At 69.0% G+C, this 16,053-nt stretch carries 18 protein-coding genes; 6 read left to right on the forward strand and 12 right to left on the reverse strand.

The features are described 5' to 3' along the window. Positions 1–163: 163 nt before the first annotated feature. Positions 164–616: a type II toxin-antitoxin system VapC family toxin gene (locus ATC03_RS18450; protein WP_067880386.1), complete on the reverse strand. Its 453-nt coding sequence runs from the start codon at positions 614–616 to the stop codon at positions 164–166. After that, on the reverse strand, positions 617–1,477 hold the full coding sequence (locus ATC03_RS18455; RefSeq protein WP_152031015.1) for a hypothetical protein: 861 nt from the start codon (positions 1,475–1,477) through the stop codon (positions 617–619). 678 nt (positions 1,478–2,155) lie between these two features. Between ATC03_RS18455 and ATC03_RS18460 the strand changes: the two genes are divergently transcribed. Next, the gene (locus ATC03_RS18460; RefSeq protein WP_152031016.1) at positions 2,156–2,464 is read left to right on the forward strand and encodes a hypothetical protein; all 309 of its coding nucleotides are present in this window, start codon (positions 2,156–2,158) and stop codon (positions 2,462–2,464) included. A gap of 140 nt (positions 2,465–2,604) precedes the next feature. Here the strand turns inward: ATC03_RS18460 and ATC03_RS20430 are convergent, their stop codons facing one another. The 3 genes from ATC03_RS20430 to ATC03_RS18470 form a co-directional block, all read right to left on the reverse strand. Beyond that, positions 2,605–2,829 carry a hypothetical protein gene (locus ATC03_RS20430; RefSeq protein WP_152031017.1) on the reverse strand — a complete coding sequence of 75 codons (225 nt, stop codon included), beginning with the start codon at positions 2,827–2,829 and terminating at the stop codon, positions 2,605–2,607. 224 nt (positions 2,830–3,053) lie between these two features. Next, the gene (locus ATC03_RS18465; RefSeq protein ID WP_152031018.1) at positions 3,054–3,668 is read right to left on the reverse strand and encodes an HAAS signaling domain-containing protein; all 615 of its coding nucleotides are present in this window, start codon (positions 3,666–3,668) and stop codon (positions 3,054–3,056) included. Next, positions 3,652–3,993 (reverse strand): PadR family transcriptional regulator, encoded by a 342-nt coding sequence (locus tag ATC03_RS18470; RefSeq protein WP_067882580.1) that lies wholly within the window; start codon positions 3,991–3,993, stop codon positions 3,652–3,654. Before ATC03_RS18470 ends, ATC03_RS18465 begins: the two co-directional genes overlap by 17 nt. A 109-nt stretch (positions 3,994–4,102) precedes the next feature. On the opposite strand from ATC03_RS18470, the gene ATC03_RS18475 reads away from it, so the two are divergent. The 3 genes from ATC03_RS18475 to ATC03_RS18485 all read left to right on the forward strand — a co-directional run bounded on the left by ATC03_RS18475 (position 4,103) and on the right by ATC03_RS18485 (position 7,782). Beyond that, complete coding sequence (locus tag ATC03_RS18475; RefSeq protein WP_084003613.1) at positions 4,103–4,600, forward strand: DUF4265 domain-containing protein; 498 nt, start codon at positions 4,103–4,105, stop codon at positions 4,598–4,600. A gap of 344 nt (positions 4,601–4,944) precedes the next feature. Beyond that, on the forward strand, positions 4,945–6,855 hold the full coding sequence (gene ggt / locus ATC03_RS18480; RefSeq protein WP_067880400.1) for a gamma-glutamyltransferase: 1,911 nt from the start codon (positions 4,945–4,947) through the stop codon (positions 6,853–6,855). A 147-nt stretch (positions 6,856–7,002) separates the two neighbouring features. Next, the gene (locus ATC03_RS18485; RefSeq protein ID WP_067880403.1) at positions 7,003–7,782 is read left to right on the forward strand and encodes a hypothetical protein; all 780 of its coding nucleotides are present in this window, start codon (positions 7,003–7,005) and stop codon (positions 7,780–7,782) included. Between the two features lie 57 nt (positions 7,783–7,839). Here the strand turns inward: ATC03_RS18485 and ATC03_RS18490 are convergent, their stop codons facing one another. The 7 genes from ATC03_RS18490 to cofE (ATC03_RS18520) all read right to left on the reverse strand — a co-directional run bounded on the left by ATC03_RS18490 (position 7,840) and on the right by cofE (ATC03_RS18520) (position 14,490). Continuing rightward, positions 7,840–8,757, reverse strand: coding sequence for an NAD(P)-dependent oxidoreductase (locus tag ATC03_RS18490; RefSeq protein ID WP_067880406.1), 918 nt, complete (start codon positions 8,755–8,757; stop codon positions 7,840–7,842). A 147-nt stretch (positions 8,758–8,904) separates the two neighbouring features. Beyond that, a complete protein-coding gene (fgd, locus tag ATC03_RS18495; protein WP_067880408.1) occupies positions 8,905–9,939 on the reverse strand; it encodes a glucose-6-phosphate dehydrogenase (coenzyme-F420) in 1,035 nt (344 codons plus the stop codon). Continuing rightward, positions 9,936–10,658 (reverse strand): CofC family guanylyltransferase, encoded by a 723-nt coding sequence (locus tag ATC03_RS18500; RefSeq protein ID WP_067880410.1) that lies wholly within the window; start codon positions 10,656–10,658, stop codon positions 9,936–9,938. Before ATC03_RS18500 ends, fgd begins: the two co-directional genes overlap by 4 nt. Then, on the reverse strand, positions 10,652–11,623 hold the full coding sequence (gene cofE, locus ATC03_RS18505) for a coenzyme F420-0:L-glutamate ligase (RefSeq protein WP_084003614.1): 972 nt from the start codon (positions 11,621–11,623) through the stop codon (positions 10,652–10,654). The genes ATC03_RS18500 and cofE (ATC03_RS18505) overlap by 7 nt, the downstream gene beginning before the upstream one ends. Further along, positions 11,620–12,591, reverse strand: coding sequence for a TIGR03557 family F420-dependent LLM class oxidoreductase (locus tag ATC03_RS18510; protein ID WP_067882583.1), 972 nt, complete (start codon positions 12,589–12,591; stop codon positions 11,620–11,622). The genes cofE (ATC03_RS18505) and ATC03_RS18510 overlap by 4 nt, the downstream gene beginning before the upstream one ends. A 262-nt stretch (positions 12,592–12,853) precedes the next feature. Then, on the reverse strand, positions 12,854–13,636 hold the full coding sequence (locus ATC03_RS18515; protein ID WP_067880413.1) for a GntR family transcriptional regulator: 783 nt from the start codon (positions 13,634–13,636) through the stop codon (positions 12,854–12,856). 74 nt (positions 13,637–13,710) lie between these two features. Beyond that, positions 13,711–14,490 (reverse strand): coenzyme F420-0:L-glutamate ligase, encoded by a 780-nt coding sequence (cofE, locus tag ATC03_RS18520; RefSeq protein WP_067880416.1) that lies wholly within the window; start codon positions 14,488–14,490, stop codon positions 13,711–13,713. 171 nt (positions 14,491–14,661) lie between these two features. Here cofE (ATC03_RS18520) and ATC03_RS18525 point away from each other — a divergent pair, with 171 nt between their 5' ends. Beyond that, positions 14,662–15,174, forward strand: a complete 513-nt coding sequence (locus tag ATC03_RS18525; protein ID WP_067880420.1) for a DUF6328 family protein — start codon at positions 14,662–14,664, stop codon at positions 15,172–15,174. Positions 15,175–15,210: 36 nt separating this feature from the next. Next, positions 15,211–16,053: an exodeoxyribonuclease III gene (locus ATC03_RS18530; RefSeq protein ID WP_067880423.1), complete on the forward strand. Its 843-nt coding sequence runs from the start codon at positions 15,211–15,213 to the stop codon at positions 16,051–16,053.

Here is a 16,053-nt window from a genome sequence, read left to right on the forward strand (position 1 = left end):
CCGGGTTCATGACGCTGCACGCAGACCGCTCTGCTCGCGCGACACCCGATGTTGCGAAAGCGGATCCCTGAGTGCGGCACATCCTGCACAGGGAAGAGGGTGCCGACTCTCTAGCCGCGAGGAACTACATCTAGCGCGACACCCATTACCGATGGAGCGTGCCTTAGCCGCGCTTGATCGTGAGCAACGTCAAACCCGGGGCGCCGTCAAAGTGCTTATGGTTCCCTGTTAGAAGCGGCACGTCTTTGGCGATCGCACACGCAGCGATCCATCGATCTCCTACGTGATGGGCGTTGTTGCCGAACGGATGGCCGGCCTTCTGCGCAGCTGCGAGAAGCCGAGCATAGGCCTCGACGACAGCACGGTCTTCGTCGATCGTCGGCATAGCGTCGAGAATCGCGAAGAGGGCTTCCAATCGCTTCTCGCCCCACCCTGCTAGGTAGGCACCTGACAGCACTTCCGCCCTCGTCTGAAACGAGATCAGCGGCCTGCGCCCGGTAAGCGCCATGGTCCACGCAGCGACCGGATGGCCCTGCTTATCAACGACCTGCGGGGGCGTTACAAATAGTGCACTGAAAACATCGGTATCCAGAAGCGCAGCATCAACGGTCGCCACTCAGAGGCCAATCGCCTTCAGGTATGCCTCCGCCTCGTCCGACGTCAGTCCTGGAATTCCCCCCGGCTGCGCTCCCGGAGAGCTGGTCAGGATGTCCTCCAGAGAGACGACCGCGCGGCTCCCCATCGTGCCTGGAATCGGCTCTGCGGCTTCGATGACCGCCTCATGAAGCTGCAAGAGGCGGCCCTTTTGGTCCCACTCGGGCGCGCCCACGACCGCGACATATTGCCCAAGGAGACTTCCCACGTTTTCGTCGTTCGCCACGTTCGGGAGCGCGACCTTGTTCCCTACATCATCGGTCACCTGTAGTCGGTGAGTGTCTAGGTTTACGACGCGAAGACGTCCAACGAAGGCAACGGTCTCCACGTCTGATTCGACCTCGGCGACCCTCCAGGTTTCCTTGTGGGTCGCCGACGTCGCGAAGGTGCGCCGCACCCGTCCGCCAACCTTGAATTCCACTCTCGGGGCCGCTCTCTCAAGCGCGCTGCGCAGTTCGCCAGCAGCGACTGCCAACGTGTCCGTCATCCAGCCAGGGCGGTCGTCCGACGCAATTGACTCGACAATCGCTTCGAACTTCTCGTCGAACGCCCTCTCTTCGTCAAGGTCAAAGTCGAGAGCGCCCTCGTCATCGGCGCGCCGGGCGAGCAGCCTGGTGCTCCCTGGAGCGAGTCCGATGGTCAGTCGGGCGACCTTCCGCGTCCGCCTCGGTGGGCGCCCCACCGGCTCAGCATCGGTCTCAGCGCGACCCAGTTTGGTGGCGATCTCTTTGAGACTCTGAACGATCGCGATGAGGTGATCGGCCTCGAGTTCACCCTCGGGCGCAGTGCCATCAATCAGGCGGAATTCGAATTGTGTGGGCACTGGGATCACCTCCACCGCTTCCGATGCATCTCCACCTGGAGACCTTCCAGCCTAACGGCGGCGTCCGACAAGCATCGCCACTCCAGAGTATCGGCGCTAGGCCTCGCGAGCACAATGGCAGCGCGCTCATCGGCCCGTTGTCGGCCCACACAGGGATGGCTATGCGGCGAGGACGCGAAGTCTTGTGAACGCAGCAGTTGTCCACCGGTTTCGTGCTGCCGCTGCCTGCGATGTGAGGTGAAACGCACGACACGTTGAACACGGATGAACACCAACCTCGCGTCGCCTGACTGACGTCCCTTGGATCCTTCGCAGGACGAGGGCAGCGGCAATTGCTGTCGGGTATGGGTGCTTGGTGCAAGAGGGCATCGCCGCTCCTTCAGGACTCGAAAGGAAACGACGTGCTCCGGCTTACATGCCGACCGCATCTGAGACTGCCGCTTTACAAGCTCAGTCCCTGTGGGCTGCCTTCTAAGGTCTAAGCGCCGCCGCAATCCTGCAACGAAATTGCCTTGATCGCAACGCCCAGGAATCGCAAGGGCAGACCTCAGCGGTCGAACTCGTCCTCACCTGGTTCGACGGTTGCGAGCCGGTAGGGCCCGTCATGAAGCGGGCCGGCGCTCCACATAGCGATCGGTTTGCGGGTCACCTTTGCTCGCTTGCCAGTACGCTCACGGCATGGACACGGAGGCGCGCGCAGTACGAGAGGGTGTGGCTGCGTTCGCCTTGCTGGTCATACGAGGGGTGCTGCTCTGGATTCTCATCCCGGTGGGCTTCGTGCTGTGGCTGGTCATCTTCGGCTGGAGTGCACGCGTCGGCCTCGGCAACTTTCTCGGTTGGTTAGACCTGAATCTCACAGCCGCGCTGCAACGGGCCCTCGGCCTGCCAACCCGCACGACGGGTACTTTGCGGAAAGAGGAGTTCGTTCCGATGCGTCTCATGCAGATGGTGACGCACCGCATCCACATCGTCCGGGACCCGTTCTAGGGTCGAATGGCCCGAACCGGCGAGGATGCCGTCTGCATCCGCAAAAGGATGGCCGACTGGGCAACTGTTCCTAGCCACCGACCCAAACCGACGGTACCCGACCCCGACCAAGCCGAGTTCACCGCCACATGATCGGCCCGTCAATGTGTCAGCGCCATCACAAACCCAACAACGCTGATGACAATCCAGAGTGAACCAACCAGAGCAATCAAGCCGGGTGTCGAGCTGCGAGCTGTCATCGCGCCCAAATGACCGAACTGAGTCAGATAATTCTGGAAGAAGCCAGCTACTTCGTGTCGCCATACAATGACCGCGATCCCCCCGAGCAGGAATACCGCCGGTACCAATAGTGCAACATACTTCAATGCTCCGCCGTCCTTACCAGCTGCCGCTGTATTGAGCGCCTACAGAGCAATCGACTCCGGCCGCTCGAACCACATGTGGAGTACGACATTCCGACTTCCGCTCCGAGGCCTTCGATTGCCCGCAGGCGGATCCCTTTCGGACACCGACTGAGTAACGGTGCTTGAACCCGCGACTCTCTAAGCGTTCTCGGACCGGCTTGCGGGCGCCGTGGTTGGTCGGTCCGCTAACGCGACGAGGCCGCCGATGCAGTGGTGGTGAACCGCGAGAGTCCACGGATGAGGAGCCACACGCCGATTCCGACGTTTGCGACGCCTATGACCACGAGCGCGTTCCACATCAGCATCGGCGCAGGGATCACAGGTGCGCCGAGCAATTCGTTCGGGGAAGTACCAGTTCCGGCTGAGGCCAGAAGCCAGATGGTGACCGCGGTGATGAAACCCAACATGAGAGGAGCGAGCGTCGCGATCCACTTCTCCCATCGTCGCCATGCCGGGGAGAACCACATCAGGACGATGCCCCCCACCCATCCAACGAATGGCAGGAGCACCCCACCGAGTGCGATCGCGAACACGGTGACGATCATGTACGCCCGCGACCCGAGCGCCGAGTACACCGGCTCGTCCGTGGCCGCCTGTTCGCGCGCTTCGGCAGCGATGAACACAGGGTCCCCGAGTTCCTCGATGCGCTCGCGCGCGGCGCTCACATCGAGGGTCGCCAGCTCTTCCTCTATCCCGGCTCGAACGTCCGCGGCCGTTTCTGCTGGCACCCCGATCAGCGCATCGTCCAGCCGTTGCAGGTACCGGCGTACCTCGACTGGCTGATCAGTTCTTGTCATCATCGACCTCTCCGACCATCTCTGAGACGGCTCTGGTGAACGGTGCCCACTGCTGGCGAAAGCCGTCGAGTTCGGCTGAGCCTGCTTTTGTGACCTGGTAGTACTTTCGGACCGGGCCTGCACCCGAGCTCCGTTCGAATGCGGTGATGAGTCCCCGCTCGCGAAGTCGACCTAGGACCGGGTAGAGCGTGCCGATACTGGCGATCAGGCCTGGCTTCGCGAGCGTTTCAGCGAGCTGCCATCCGTACATGGGTTCACGTTCGAGCGCGCCGAGGATGCAGTACTCGACCACGCCCTTTCGCAGCTGGGCCCGAACGCCATCTATCATGCGACACAAGCTAGCATGCAATGCACGCTAGTGGAATGCGTATCGTGCCCCTAAGGGATGGTGGATTGCCGAGAGGCTCTAGCGTGCCGCAGCCTGTTAGCGTTCCGTCGTGACTGAGTTTCGCGAGCACCCATCGTTGGCGTCCGTCTGGGACGGTACGCGACTGGTGCCGATATCAGCCGCGATCGCAGCCGAAGAGTCGGTGTGGTTCGCAGTGCCTCCGGACCCGGATCTCCCGGACGCTCCAGTCTTGTGGGAGGCGTTGAACGCCTCGCGAACATCTGCGGATACTTTCGTCGTGTGCGGGTGCCCCGTTCTGTTCCCCGGAGTCGCGTTTGGGGACACCGTGCGCGTGATCGCCTCAGGCGAGGGGGCGCTTGTTGTCACCGAGATCGTCGCGCGCGGCGGGTATGACAGCGCACGGCTGTGGTTCGAGGACGGAGGGGTGAGTTGGCTTGAGCCGACGGAGCAGCTTGCGGCTGAAGGATGCATCGTCGACATCTACACCGAAAGGCTCGTCGGAATCTCCTGGCCGTCTTCCACCGATCTCCCGAAAACGCTCAAGCGCATGGAGGCCGAAGAGCTCCTCGTCTACGCCACCGAGTAGCCCAACCGAGAGACCAGCGTCTTCATCGACTCTGCCCGCACACCGGTCGGGGAGCGGATTTGAGGCGATCCCTCGATGAGACACGATGCGTGCGGGGAATGAGGTGCCCGTTTACCCTGCCCGATGAAAAGCGCCCGGAGGGGTGCGACTACCGCGACGAGCCAAGGCGGGGCCACCTCGGCTCGAGCTCCGAACTTCCGATACTTGACTTGGTGCCTAGTGCGCGACAAGTCGTCTGAGAACTGACAGGTCGCACGAGAACCTGCACCGCTTCGGGGATTGCCGCATCGGCCCGGGCGGTCTACCGTGAGGCATCGCACCGTTGTACCCAGTTCGGGGGACTCATGGACAACATCGTCGTTCGTCGCCGTGCACGCCGGAGCGCGGCCATCGCCGTCGCAGCCGGCCTCGCAGCCGCACTCATCGCCACCTCGGCACCGGCCTCAGCTGTCGTGCGACCATCGGCACCCGAAGCCTCGGCGCTGCAGACCTCAGCGCGGGTTACCGCATCGACCTCGACCGGGCGACCGTCCCCGGCGCCGACGGCGACTTCGACGGGATACGGCGGCGCGGTCTCGTCGGTCGACGCCTCGGCGAGCCGGGTCGGCGTCGAGGTGCTGCGCCTGGGCGGCAACGCGGCCGACGCCGCGGTGGCCACGGCGGCAGCGCTCGGCGTCACCGAGCCGTACAGCGCGGGCATCGGCGGCGGCGGGTACTTCGTGTACTTCGACGCCTCGACCGGCACCGTGAGCACCATCGACGGGCGTGAGACGGCGCCGGCGGGCATGCCGAACGATGCGTTCATCGATCCTGCGACCGGCCAGCCCTACCGGTTCACGCCCGAACTCGTGTCTTCGGGCGTCTCGGTCGGCGTTCCGGGAACACTGGCGACCTGGGATGCCGCACTCGACCGCTTCGGCACGAAGCGACTCAGCGCTGTGCTCGCGCCATCGATCCTGCTGGCAGCGATGGGATTCACGGTCGACGAGACCTTCCGCAACCAGACGCTCGACAACAAGGCGCGGTTCGCCGCGTTCCCCGATACGGCGAAGCTCTTCCTCCCGGGCGGCGATGCGCCGAAGGTCGGCTCGACGTTCCGCAACCCCGACCTGGCCAAGACGCTCGCGCTCATCGCCGTGCGCGGGCCCGACGCGTTCTACTCCGGCCGGCTCGCGGCCGAGATCGCCGACGTCGTGCAGCATCCGCGCAAGGACCCGGCATCGACACTGCCCGCCCCGGCGGGCACGCTGACGACCGCCGACCTCGCCGCCTACTCGGTCGTCGAGCAGGCGGCGACGCACGTGGATTACCGCGGACTCGACGTCTACGGCATGGCGCCCTCCTCCTCCGGCGGCACGACCGTCGGCGAGGCGCTGAACATCCTCGAGAACCACGACCTGGCGTCGGCGGAGGTCGGGCAGAGCCTGCACCTCTACCTCGAGGCATCCGCTCGCGCCTTCGCCGATCGCGGTGCCTACCTCGGCGACCCGGCCTTCGTCGACGTGCCCACCGAGACCCTGCTCAGCCAAGAGTTCGCCGACGCGCGCGACTGCACGATCGACCCGGACACCGCCTCGGCCCGGCCCGTGCCCGCCGGCGCCCTCGACGCGGTCGGCTGCGAGTCCGTCGCGTTCGAAGAGGCGGCCGACACCGAGAACGTCTCGACGACGCACCTCTCGGTGGTCGACAAGTGGGGCAACGCGGTCGCCTACACGCTCACGATCGAGCAGACCGGCGGGTCGGCCATGACGGTGCCCGGCCGCGGCTTCCTGCTGAACAACGAGCTGACCGACTTCAGCACGGTCTACAACCCCGCCGACCCGAACCGCATCGAGCCGGGAAAGCGGCCGCGCTCGTCGATGTCGCCCACCATCGTGCTCCAGGACGGCGACGTGCGCTTCGTGGTCGGCTCGCCCGGCGGGGCCACGATCATCACGACGGTGCTGCAGATCCTGATGAACCGGATCGACCTCGGCATGACGCTGCCCGAGGCGGTCGCAGCGCCCCGGGCCTCGCAACGCAACGCGGCAGCCACACCCGCCGAGCCCGAGTTCATCGCCGCGTACCAAGACGACCTGGCGCCGTTCGGTCAGGTGCTCGTGCCATCGGGCGACCAGTTCACGTCGGCCGCGCAGATCGGCGCCGCGGCGGCGATCGAAGTCGATGAACGTGGGCTCATGACCGCTGCGGCCGAACCGGTGCGTCGGGGCGGCGGCACGGGCCTCGTGGTGAGACCGGTGCGCACGCCCCGCTGACCCCAGAGGGGCGGATGCCGCGGGGCGCCCGCTCGCATCGGCCCGGCCACCTCGCCCCGACTCAGAAGGACCAGGCATCATGACGAGGCAGCGGGCTTCGCTCGCCGACCTTGTCCTGGGCGCGCTCGCTCTGCCACGATCGGAGCCGTGACTCGACCCGATCGACGCCGTCTCGGCGTCGCCGGATGCCTCGCCCTCGCCGCGGCATCCGTCAGCCTCCTCACGTCGTGCGCGACGACCTCGACGGCCGCCGAACCCTCGGAGTCGGCGCCCCCGCCCGCTCCGAGCACACCGGCGGAGCTGGCCGCCTCGATCGTGACGATCGAGATGCCCGACCTCGCGCCCTACCCCGAGCCCGATCCGCCGCTCACCGATGCCGAGTCCGAGGCGAAACGCGTCGCGGATGCCGACGCACAGTGGCAGGGCGTGCTCTCCACCTACCCGGATGCCGTTCGGCCGCCCGACCCGTTCGCGGGCTACCTCTCCGACGAGGAGCGGAAGGACCCGCTTCGCGCCTGTCTCCAGGCCGCCGGGGCGGCGCTCAGCGAGGGGTACGCGCTGGACCCCGACGCGCCTCCCACGCTGGGGTGGTCGACCTCGAACGAGGCCCAGAGGATCGGGGCCTACGCCTGCGACCAGACGCACCCGGTGAAGATCACCCGGCCGTCGGCGAACGACGCCGAACTCGGGTGGATCTACGACTACATGGTCGCGTTCTTCGCTCCGTGCTACGAGGCCAACGGCATCGACGTGTCTCCTCCTCCCGGCCGCGACGTCTGGGTCGAGACCTACCCCGGCTACGTCTGGTTCCCCACGTACTCGGACGACCCTCGATTCCGCGACATGACGCTCGAGCTCGAGACCGCGATCCGCACGGCGTGCCCCGACCCCGACACGTACCTGCAGGAGCATCCCGGGATCCGGTGATCGGCCACCGGCCGGCCGGTGCGATGGCCTGGCGGGGTGACGGGCCGGGCAGCGCGATCAGGCTGACGGATCGAACCCCGCCAGTGTGCCGTCGGCGGGCGGGTACTTCGCGATGAGGCTCGCGTCCTTGCCTGCGTACCCCTCGGAGGCGAGGCGCCGGAACTGTTCGAGCGCGAGTTCGGCCGCCGGGATGTGCAGCCCGGATGCCTCGGCCGCCGCGACGGCGAACGAGAGGTCCTTCTCGGCGAGCGCGGCCGAGAACGTCGCGTCGAAGTTGCGGTTCGCGGGGCTCGTCTCGACGACGCCGGGAGCCGGATACCAGGTGCGGAGCGGCCAGGAGTCCCCCGACGACGCAGCGGCGACCTCGTGGAACCGCGCCGGATCGAGGCCGAGCGATGCGGCGAGCGCGGCCCCCTCGGCGACCCCGAGCAGCGAGGCGAAGAGCATGAGGTTGTTGGCCAGCTTCGCCGCGATGCCGAGCGTGGGCCCGCCGAGGTCGAAGACGTGCGCCGCCATCGGTTGCACCAGCGGGCGGGCCGCCGCCACGGCGTCGGGCTCCCCGCCGAGCATGAAGGTGAGCGATCCGCGCTCGGCCCCGGCGATGCCGCCGGAGATCGGGGCGTCGACGAAACGGAACCCCCGAGCCGCCGACTCGGCGTGGCACCACCGCGACGTGTCGATGTCGACCGTCGAGGTGTCGAGCAGCAGCGCGTTCACCGGGGCCGTGGCCCAGACGCCCGCGGTCGCCGCGTAGACGTCGCGCACGTGCTCGTTGCGAGGCAGCGACGTGAAGACGGCGTCGACACCCGCGACGGTCTCGGCGATGCTCTCGCACACGCGAACGCCGCGATCGGCTGCGACCAGGCACGCCGCCTCATCCAGGTCGAAGCCGCGCACCTCGTGCCCTGCCGCGACCAGATGCGCTGACATGGGCCCGCCCATGTGCCCGAGTCCGATCCATCCGATGACGGCCATGGCCCCTCCTCCGACGTCGCTGTCGCCGCGTTCGCCCGCGTCTCCCACGCTACGCCCGGGACGCGCGACAGGGCGCCCCGGTCGTCGAACCGGGGCGCCCTGAGCTCGTCCGCCTTCGCCGGCCGCAGCGGCGCGCGGCGCGCGGCGCTACTTCGCGGCGCGGGCGCGCAGCCGCGGCGCGAGGTCGCGCTCGAACAGCTCCAGGAAGCGGCGCTGGTCGTGCCCGGGCGCGTGGAACACGAGGTGGTTGAAGCCCCAGTCCATGTACTGGCCGATCTGCTCGACGACCTCGTCGGGGTCGGTGCCCACGATCCAGCGCTTCGCAATCGTCTCGATCGGCAGGGCGTCGGCGGCGCGCTCCATCTCGACGGGGTCGGTGATGTCGTGCTTCTGCTCCTTCGAGAGCGAGAGCGGCGACCAGAACCGAGTGTTGTCCAGCGCGGTCTCGAGGTCGTCTTCATACGAGAGCTTGATCTCGATCATGCGGTCGTACTCGTCGAACGTGCGACCGTCGGTGCGGGCCTCGAGGCCCTCCTTGACCGCGGGCATGAGCTGGTCGGCGTAGAGCTCGGCGCCCTTGCCCGAGGTGCAGATGAAGCCGTCGCCCGCGCGCCCGGCGTACTTCGCGACCTGCGGCCCGCCGGCAGCGATGTAGATCGGCACCCCGCCCTCTGGCCGGTCGTAGATCGAGGCGTCGTGGGTCGAGTAGTACTCGCCGTCGAAGCTGACCTGGTCTTCATCGCTCCACAACGCACGCATGAGGCGCACCGACTCGCGGAGGCGCGCGTAGCGCTCGCGGAACTCGGGCCACTCCTGCTCGCCCGCGCCCTGGAAGCCCGTGGCGATCTCGTTGAGCGCCTCGCCCGAGCCGACGCCGAGGATCACGCGTCCGGGGTAGAGCACGCCCATCGTCGCGAACGCCTGCGCGAGCACGGCCGGGTTGTAGCGGAACGTCGGCGTCAGCACCGACGTGCCGATCTTGATCGTCGAGGTGCGCTCGCCGACCGCCGCCATCCACGCGAGCGAGAACGGCGCGTGCCCGCCGGTGTGCCGCCACGGCTGGAAGTGGTCGCTCGTGAACACCGACTCCATGCCGTGCGCTTCGGCCGCGACGGCGATCTCGACGAGCTCGCGCGGGTCGAACTGCTCGGCGCTGGCCTTGTATCCGAGGGTGAGGGTCATGCTGCTCCCTTTCTGGTGGAGTCGGTTGTCGTACGTCGGGGTGCGGCGAGAGCCGCAGCGGTGTGCGCGCCGAGCCCGAGTCGCACGGCGGCGTCGAGGGCGTCGACCGTGTCGACGTCGCGGCGCATGCGCTCGGCGAGGGCCGTCGGCACCTCGTGCGAGAGGTCGTGGAAGCCGAGCGCACGGTGCAGCATCGCCGAGTCCGCGCCGAACGCGGGCTCGAAACGAGTATGCGCGGCGGCCGTCGCGAGGGTCGTGCCGGTGCCCTCTGCGTCGGGCATGAAGGCGAGCGGATGCCGCGACGCGGCGTCGAGCGAGGCATCGAGCGCTTGCGGGGTCAGCGCGGGCAGGTCGCCGAGCAGCACGGCGATGCCCCGGTGGCTGCGGGCCGAGCGGCCCCCGTCGGGGCCGGAGTCGCGTTCGGCGGCGGCGATGCGTCGGGCCTCCGCGATGCCGTGGCGGATCGCCGCCGAGAGCGAGCGCGGCTCGGGCTCGGCAACGACGACGACGCCGTCGGGCACCTCGTCGACGTGCCCGCTCAGGTCGCCCACGACGATCACGCGGGCCACGCGTTCGGCGGCGAGCGCGGCGTCGATGGTGTCGAGCACGAACGCCCGGGCGAGGTCGGCGCGGGCCGTGCGATCGAGCGAGGGTGCGAGCCGGGTCTTGGCCTCGGCGAGCAGCTTCACGGGCACCACGACGTCGAAGGCGGTCAGCATGTCGTCGCCTCCGCCACCGGAGCCGCCGCCACCGGAACCGCCGGCGAGACGCGCGACCGCGTCATGAGCGCCTCGGCGCGTGCGGCCGCGACGCCCTCGGCGTAGCCGGAGGCGAACCCCTCGGCGTGCCCGACGGCGCGTCCGCGGGCGAAGCCGGCCTCGTGTCCGTCGCGGCGTCCGAGCTCGACGGCCTCGTCGGTGCCGAGCCGGAACAGGTCGCGCTCCGACGGTCGCGCGATCGAGGCCGCTCCGGGCAGGTCGAGCGGTCCGACGGCGCGCGCGAGGCCCGAGACGACGGCCACGGGGCATCCGCTCGCCTTGCCCTTGACGAGGTCGCCGGCGCCCGCGAGCTCGTCGGCGAGGCAGGCCATGGTCACGGTGAGGGTTCGGCCGGCGGCGTCGGTGCCACCGCGCAGGTCGTCGACCACGTGCACGCCCGCCGCGCCGATCGCGACATCGGTCTGGCCCTCGCGCCACGGCCGGCCGAGGGTGTCCGAGAGGATCACGCCGATCGCGAGCCCGGTGAGCGAGCGGATGCCGGTGGCGAGCGCCCGCGCCGACGCGTCGGGGTCGAGCGGCAGCAGCAGCACGGTGCCGTCGGCGGTGTTCGATGCGTCGACCCCCGCTGCCGCCGCGACCATGCCCTGCCGGTTCTCGACGATGCGGGTGACACCGCCCTCGTGGGCACGGGTCGCGACGACGCGCACGGTCTCGTCGGTGATGGCCTGCTCGCGATCGGCCGCGTGCACGATGCGACCCTCGGCCTTGGACACAATCTTCGAGGTCACGACGAGGATGTCGCCGTCGCGCAGTCCGCCGGCGCGGGCGGCGGCCCCGGCGATGAGGTCGACAAGGTCGTCGCCGGGGCGCACCTCGCCGATGCCGGCGAGCGCGCGCACGGCGAGGGCCTCGGCATCCGTCGCCTGGTCGGCAGCCTGCGGTTCGGTCGCGAACGCGATGCTCATCGCACGAGCCTCGGCAGCACGTCGCGCCCGAAGACCTCGAGCCACTCGCGCTGGTTGCGCCCGACGTTGTGCAGGTAGATGCGGTCGAACCCGAGGTCGATCAGGCGCTGGATATGCGCGCGGTGCACGTCGGGGTCGCTCGAGACGGTGAGGCGGCCCGTGAAGTCCTCAGGGCGCACCGAGCGGGCCAGCTGCTCGAACTCGAAGGGCGAGCGGATGTCACCGCGAGCGAAACGCATGCCGGCGATCGGCCACTCGCGCAGCGCGTTCGCCATCGCCTCCTCGTCGGTCGGCGCCCACGAGAGGTGCAGCTGCAGCACGCGCGTGAGCTTCGAGCGGTCGCGTCCGCCTTCGCGGGCGCCCTCGTCGAACTTCGCGAGCAGCACGCGCAGGCGCTCGTCGTCGGCGCCGGTCGTGATGATGCCGTCGACCTGGCGTCCGGCGCGCTTCGCGGTCACCGGGCCCTGGGTCGCGACGAAGATCTCGGGGGCGACGGGCGGCATGGTCCAGAGCCGGGTGGTCTCGAGCTTGAAGTGGGGGCCGGCGTGCCGCACCTCGCGGCCGGCGATCGACGCGGTGAACAACTTCTTGATCACGTCGACGGCCTCGAACATGCGGTTGATGCGCTCGTGCGCCTCTGGCCAGTACTCGCCCACGATGTGCTCGTTGAGGGCTTCGCCCGAGCCGATGCCGAGCCAGTGCCGGCCGGGGTACATCGACGCGAGCGTCGCGCTGGCCTGTGCGACCATCGCCGGGTGCCAGCGGAACGTCGGCGTCGTGACGCCCGGGCCGAGGTCGCCCGTCGTGCGCTCGCCGAGCGCGGCGAGCACGCTCCACACGAACGAGGACTCGCCCTGCTGCGGCAGCCACGGCTGGAAGTGGTCGGAGGCCATGACCCCCGTGAAGCCGTGCTGCTCGGCGAACGCGGCGAGCGCCACCGCCTCGGCGGGCGGGAACTGCTCGAGCATGGCGGCGTATCCGATGTGCACTGACACCCCTCCATCCTCCCGCTCCCGCGCGGGGCCTGGGCACGCATTCGAGAATTCTGCGGGCCCGTTCAGGTCGTCGGCATCCCGACAAGGTTCAGTATTTCGGATTCTGGATCCAAAAAGCAATACGCGAGCCGGATGCTTTCGATGGTCGAGGAGGCACGCCAGCGCCGTCTCGAGAGATCCGACTCCTGTGCGGGCCGGGTCTCGAGACGCTTCGCTCCTCGACCGGCGGGATCGGTCAGCGCTGCGCGCGCCCCCGCGACGCCGGCGCCGCGGCATCCGTCGCCGTCGACTCCGCCTCGAGCAGCTCGAGCACGGCATCGCGAACGCCCACGAGGTGATCGCGCAGCACATCGACGGCCCGGTCGACCTCGCCCGACGCCACGGCCTCGATGAGCTGCTCGTGCGTGTGGCTGTGCTCGGCGTCGCCGACGAGGCGCCATCCGAGCACGTAGCGCCCGACCTTGAGTCGCAGCTGCTCGATCATCTCCCAGAGCACGGGGCGCTGCTCGGCGTCGTAGAGCTCGGCGTAGAACTCGGTGCGGGCGTCGACGAAGTCGGAGCCCTCCTGCTGCCGGTCGGCGGCCTTGCCGAGCTCGCGCAGTCGCGCGACGCGCGCGTCGGTGAGGGCGGCCATCGTGAGCCGCAGCGCCTCGACCTCGAGCAGCACGCGGATGTCGTAGACCTCCTTCGCCTGCGCCGGCGAGAGCGACTTCACGACCGCGCCGCGGCGGTCGTGGAACTCGACGAGCCCGTCGGCCTCGAGCTGGATCAGCGCCGAGCGCACGGGCAGCCGCGAGACGCCGATGAGCTCGGCGAGCGTCTCCTGCCGCAGCTTCTGACCCGGAAGCAGCGCGCCGTTCAGGATCGCGTCCTTGAGGATGTCGTAGACCATCACGCCGACCGAGCGGTACCCGGTCGCGTGCTGGCCCGCGAGCTGCTTGAGGGCGGCGGCTCCGCCGTCGGCCGAGGATGCCGGTGCTGCGGTGCCGCCCACGGGCCCTGCGTTCTGCGCGCTCATGGATCCTGAACGTAGCGGATAACCGCCCCGATCACCCGGTTCTGGATCCAAAAACCACGAAGTGCGTCGAAGCGCTACAGGTCCCCGTGCGACGATTCCTCGTTCTGCGACTCGTCGAAGCCGTCGCGGTAGCCGTTGTCGTACGCCTCGTCGGCTCCCACGCGGAACAGGTCGCGCTCAGCCGGACGCTGGATGCTGCGGGCTCCCGGCAGGTCGAGCGCGCCCACGTAACGCGAGAGGCCGCGCACGACGGCGACCGGCACCCCCGCGGACTTGCCCTTGACCAGCTCGCCCGCGCCCGCGATCTCGTCGGCCACGCACGGCATGGTCACCGCGAGCGCCTTGCCCGAGGCATCCGTCGCCCCGCGCAGGTCGTCGAACACGTGCACGCCGGCCGCGCCGATCGCGATGTCGGTCTGGCCTTCGCGCCACGGGCGGCCGAGCGTGTCCGAGAGGATCACGCCGATCGAGAGCCCGGTGAGCGAGCGGATGCCGGTGGCGAGCGCCCGCGCCGACGCATCCGGGTCGAGCGGCAGCAGCAGCACGGTGCCGTCGGGCGCGTTCGACGCGTCGACCCCGGCCGCGGCGCCGATGATGCCCTGGCGGTTCTCGACGATCCGCGTGACGCCGCCCTCGTACTCGCGGGTCGCGACCACGCGCACGGTCTCGTCGGTGATGGCCTGCTCGCGGTCGTCCGCGGCGACGACCCGCCCCTCGGCCTTGGACACGATCTTCGAGGTGATGACGAGGATGTCCCCCTCTTCGAGGCTCGTGGCCCCGACGATGATCGCGGCCAGGTCGGCGCCCTTCGCGATCTCGGGGAGGCCCTCGACGCCGTCGACGCTGAACCCCATGGAATCCCCCGATCTCGCGCGGCGCCGCCCGGTCTTCGCGCCTCGGACGATCTTCGCAGGTCGGCGGCCGACGCGGCCAGCGGCGCGCGCCCGCTGCGGCCGCATTCGCACGGGGCACCCGAGCGCGCAAGGACTTGCGGACGCGGCATCCGCCCCGCCTACGATCGAGCCATGGAAGCCCACATGGACGTCGCGCCCGGCGACGGACGCAACGAGACCGCCAACCAACGCAGCGACCGCAACTGGAACGAGATCCTGCAGGAGCTGCGGGTCGCGCTGACGGGCACGCAGCTCATCGGCGGCTTCCTGATCGCGGTGGCCTTCCAGCCGCGCTTCGACGAGCTGGACGAGTACCAGTTGCGCCTGTACCTCGTGCTCGTCTCGCTCGCGGGGCTCGCGACGGTCATCGGCCTCGCGCCCGTGACGCTGCACCGCGCACTGTTCCGCCGCAAGGTCAAGGAGCGGCTCGTGCTGACCGGCAACCGGCTGCTCGTGGCGCACCTCGTCGTCGTCGGGCTGCTGCTCGTGGGCGTGACCTCGCTCGTGTTCGACGTCGCCGTGTCGCGCCCGGCCGGATGGTGGGCGCTCGGCATCGGCGCGGTCATCGTGTTCGGGGCCTGGGTGGTGCTGCCGCTGCTGCGCGCCGCGGCCGATGACGACGACGAGCGCGACCAGTCCGCCTGAACGTCGGTGTCGCACGCCGACCGTAGGCTTGAGCTCATGCGCATCGCCACCTGGAACGTCAACTCGATCCGCACCCGCGTCGAACGCACGGTCGACTGGATGGTGCGCGAAGACGTCGACGTGCTCGCGATGCAGGAGATCAAGTGCAAGCCCGAGCAGTTCCCGCACGAGGCGTTCGAGGCGGCCGGCTACGAGCTCGCGATCCACGGCCTGAACCAGTGGAACGGCGTCGCCATCGCGAGCCGCGCACCGATCGAAGACGTCGCGATCGAGTTCCCCGGCATGCCCGGGTTCCTCAAGGGCCACGAGGGCCCTGACCAGCCGAAGGAGGCGCGCGCACTCGGCGCGACCATCGACGGCGTGCGCGTCTGGAGCCTCTACGTGCCCAACGGCCGCTCGCTCGACGACCCCCACTACACGTACAAGCTCGACTGGCTCGCCGCGCTCAGCGAGTACACGCGCGCCGAGACCGCGGCGCACCCGACCCGCCCGTTCGCGCTCATGGGCGACTTCAACATCGTGCCGTTCGACCACGACAACGGCGACCCCACCGTCATCGAGGGCGTCACCACGCACGTCTCGCCCGCCGAGCGCGAGGCGTTCTTCGCGTTCGAGGGCGCCGGTGTCACCGATGTCGTGCGACCGCTCGTGCCAGAGGGCTTCACCTACTGGGACTACAAGCAGCTGCGGTTCCCCCGCAACGAGGGCCTGCGCATCGACTTCATCCTCGGCTCCGAGGCATTCGCGCACGCCGTGACCGGTGCGTCGATCCACCGCAACGAGCGCAAGGGCACCGCCCCGAGCGACCACGTGCCCGTGCTCGTCGACCTCGACCTGGGCGGCGACGACGACGAGTTCGATCGGCCGATGTTCCTCTAG

The organism is Agromyces aureus, assembly GCF_001660485.1.
Classification (GTDB): domain Bacteria; phylum Actinomycetota; class Actinomycetes; order Actinomycetales; family Microbacteriaceae; genus Agromyces; species Agromyces aureus.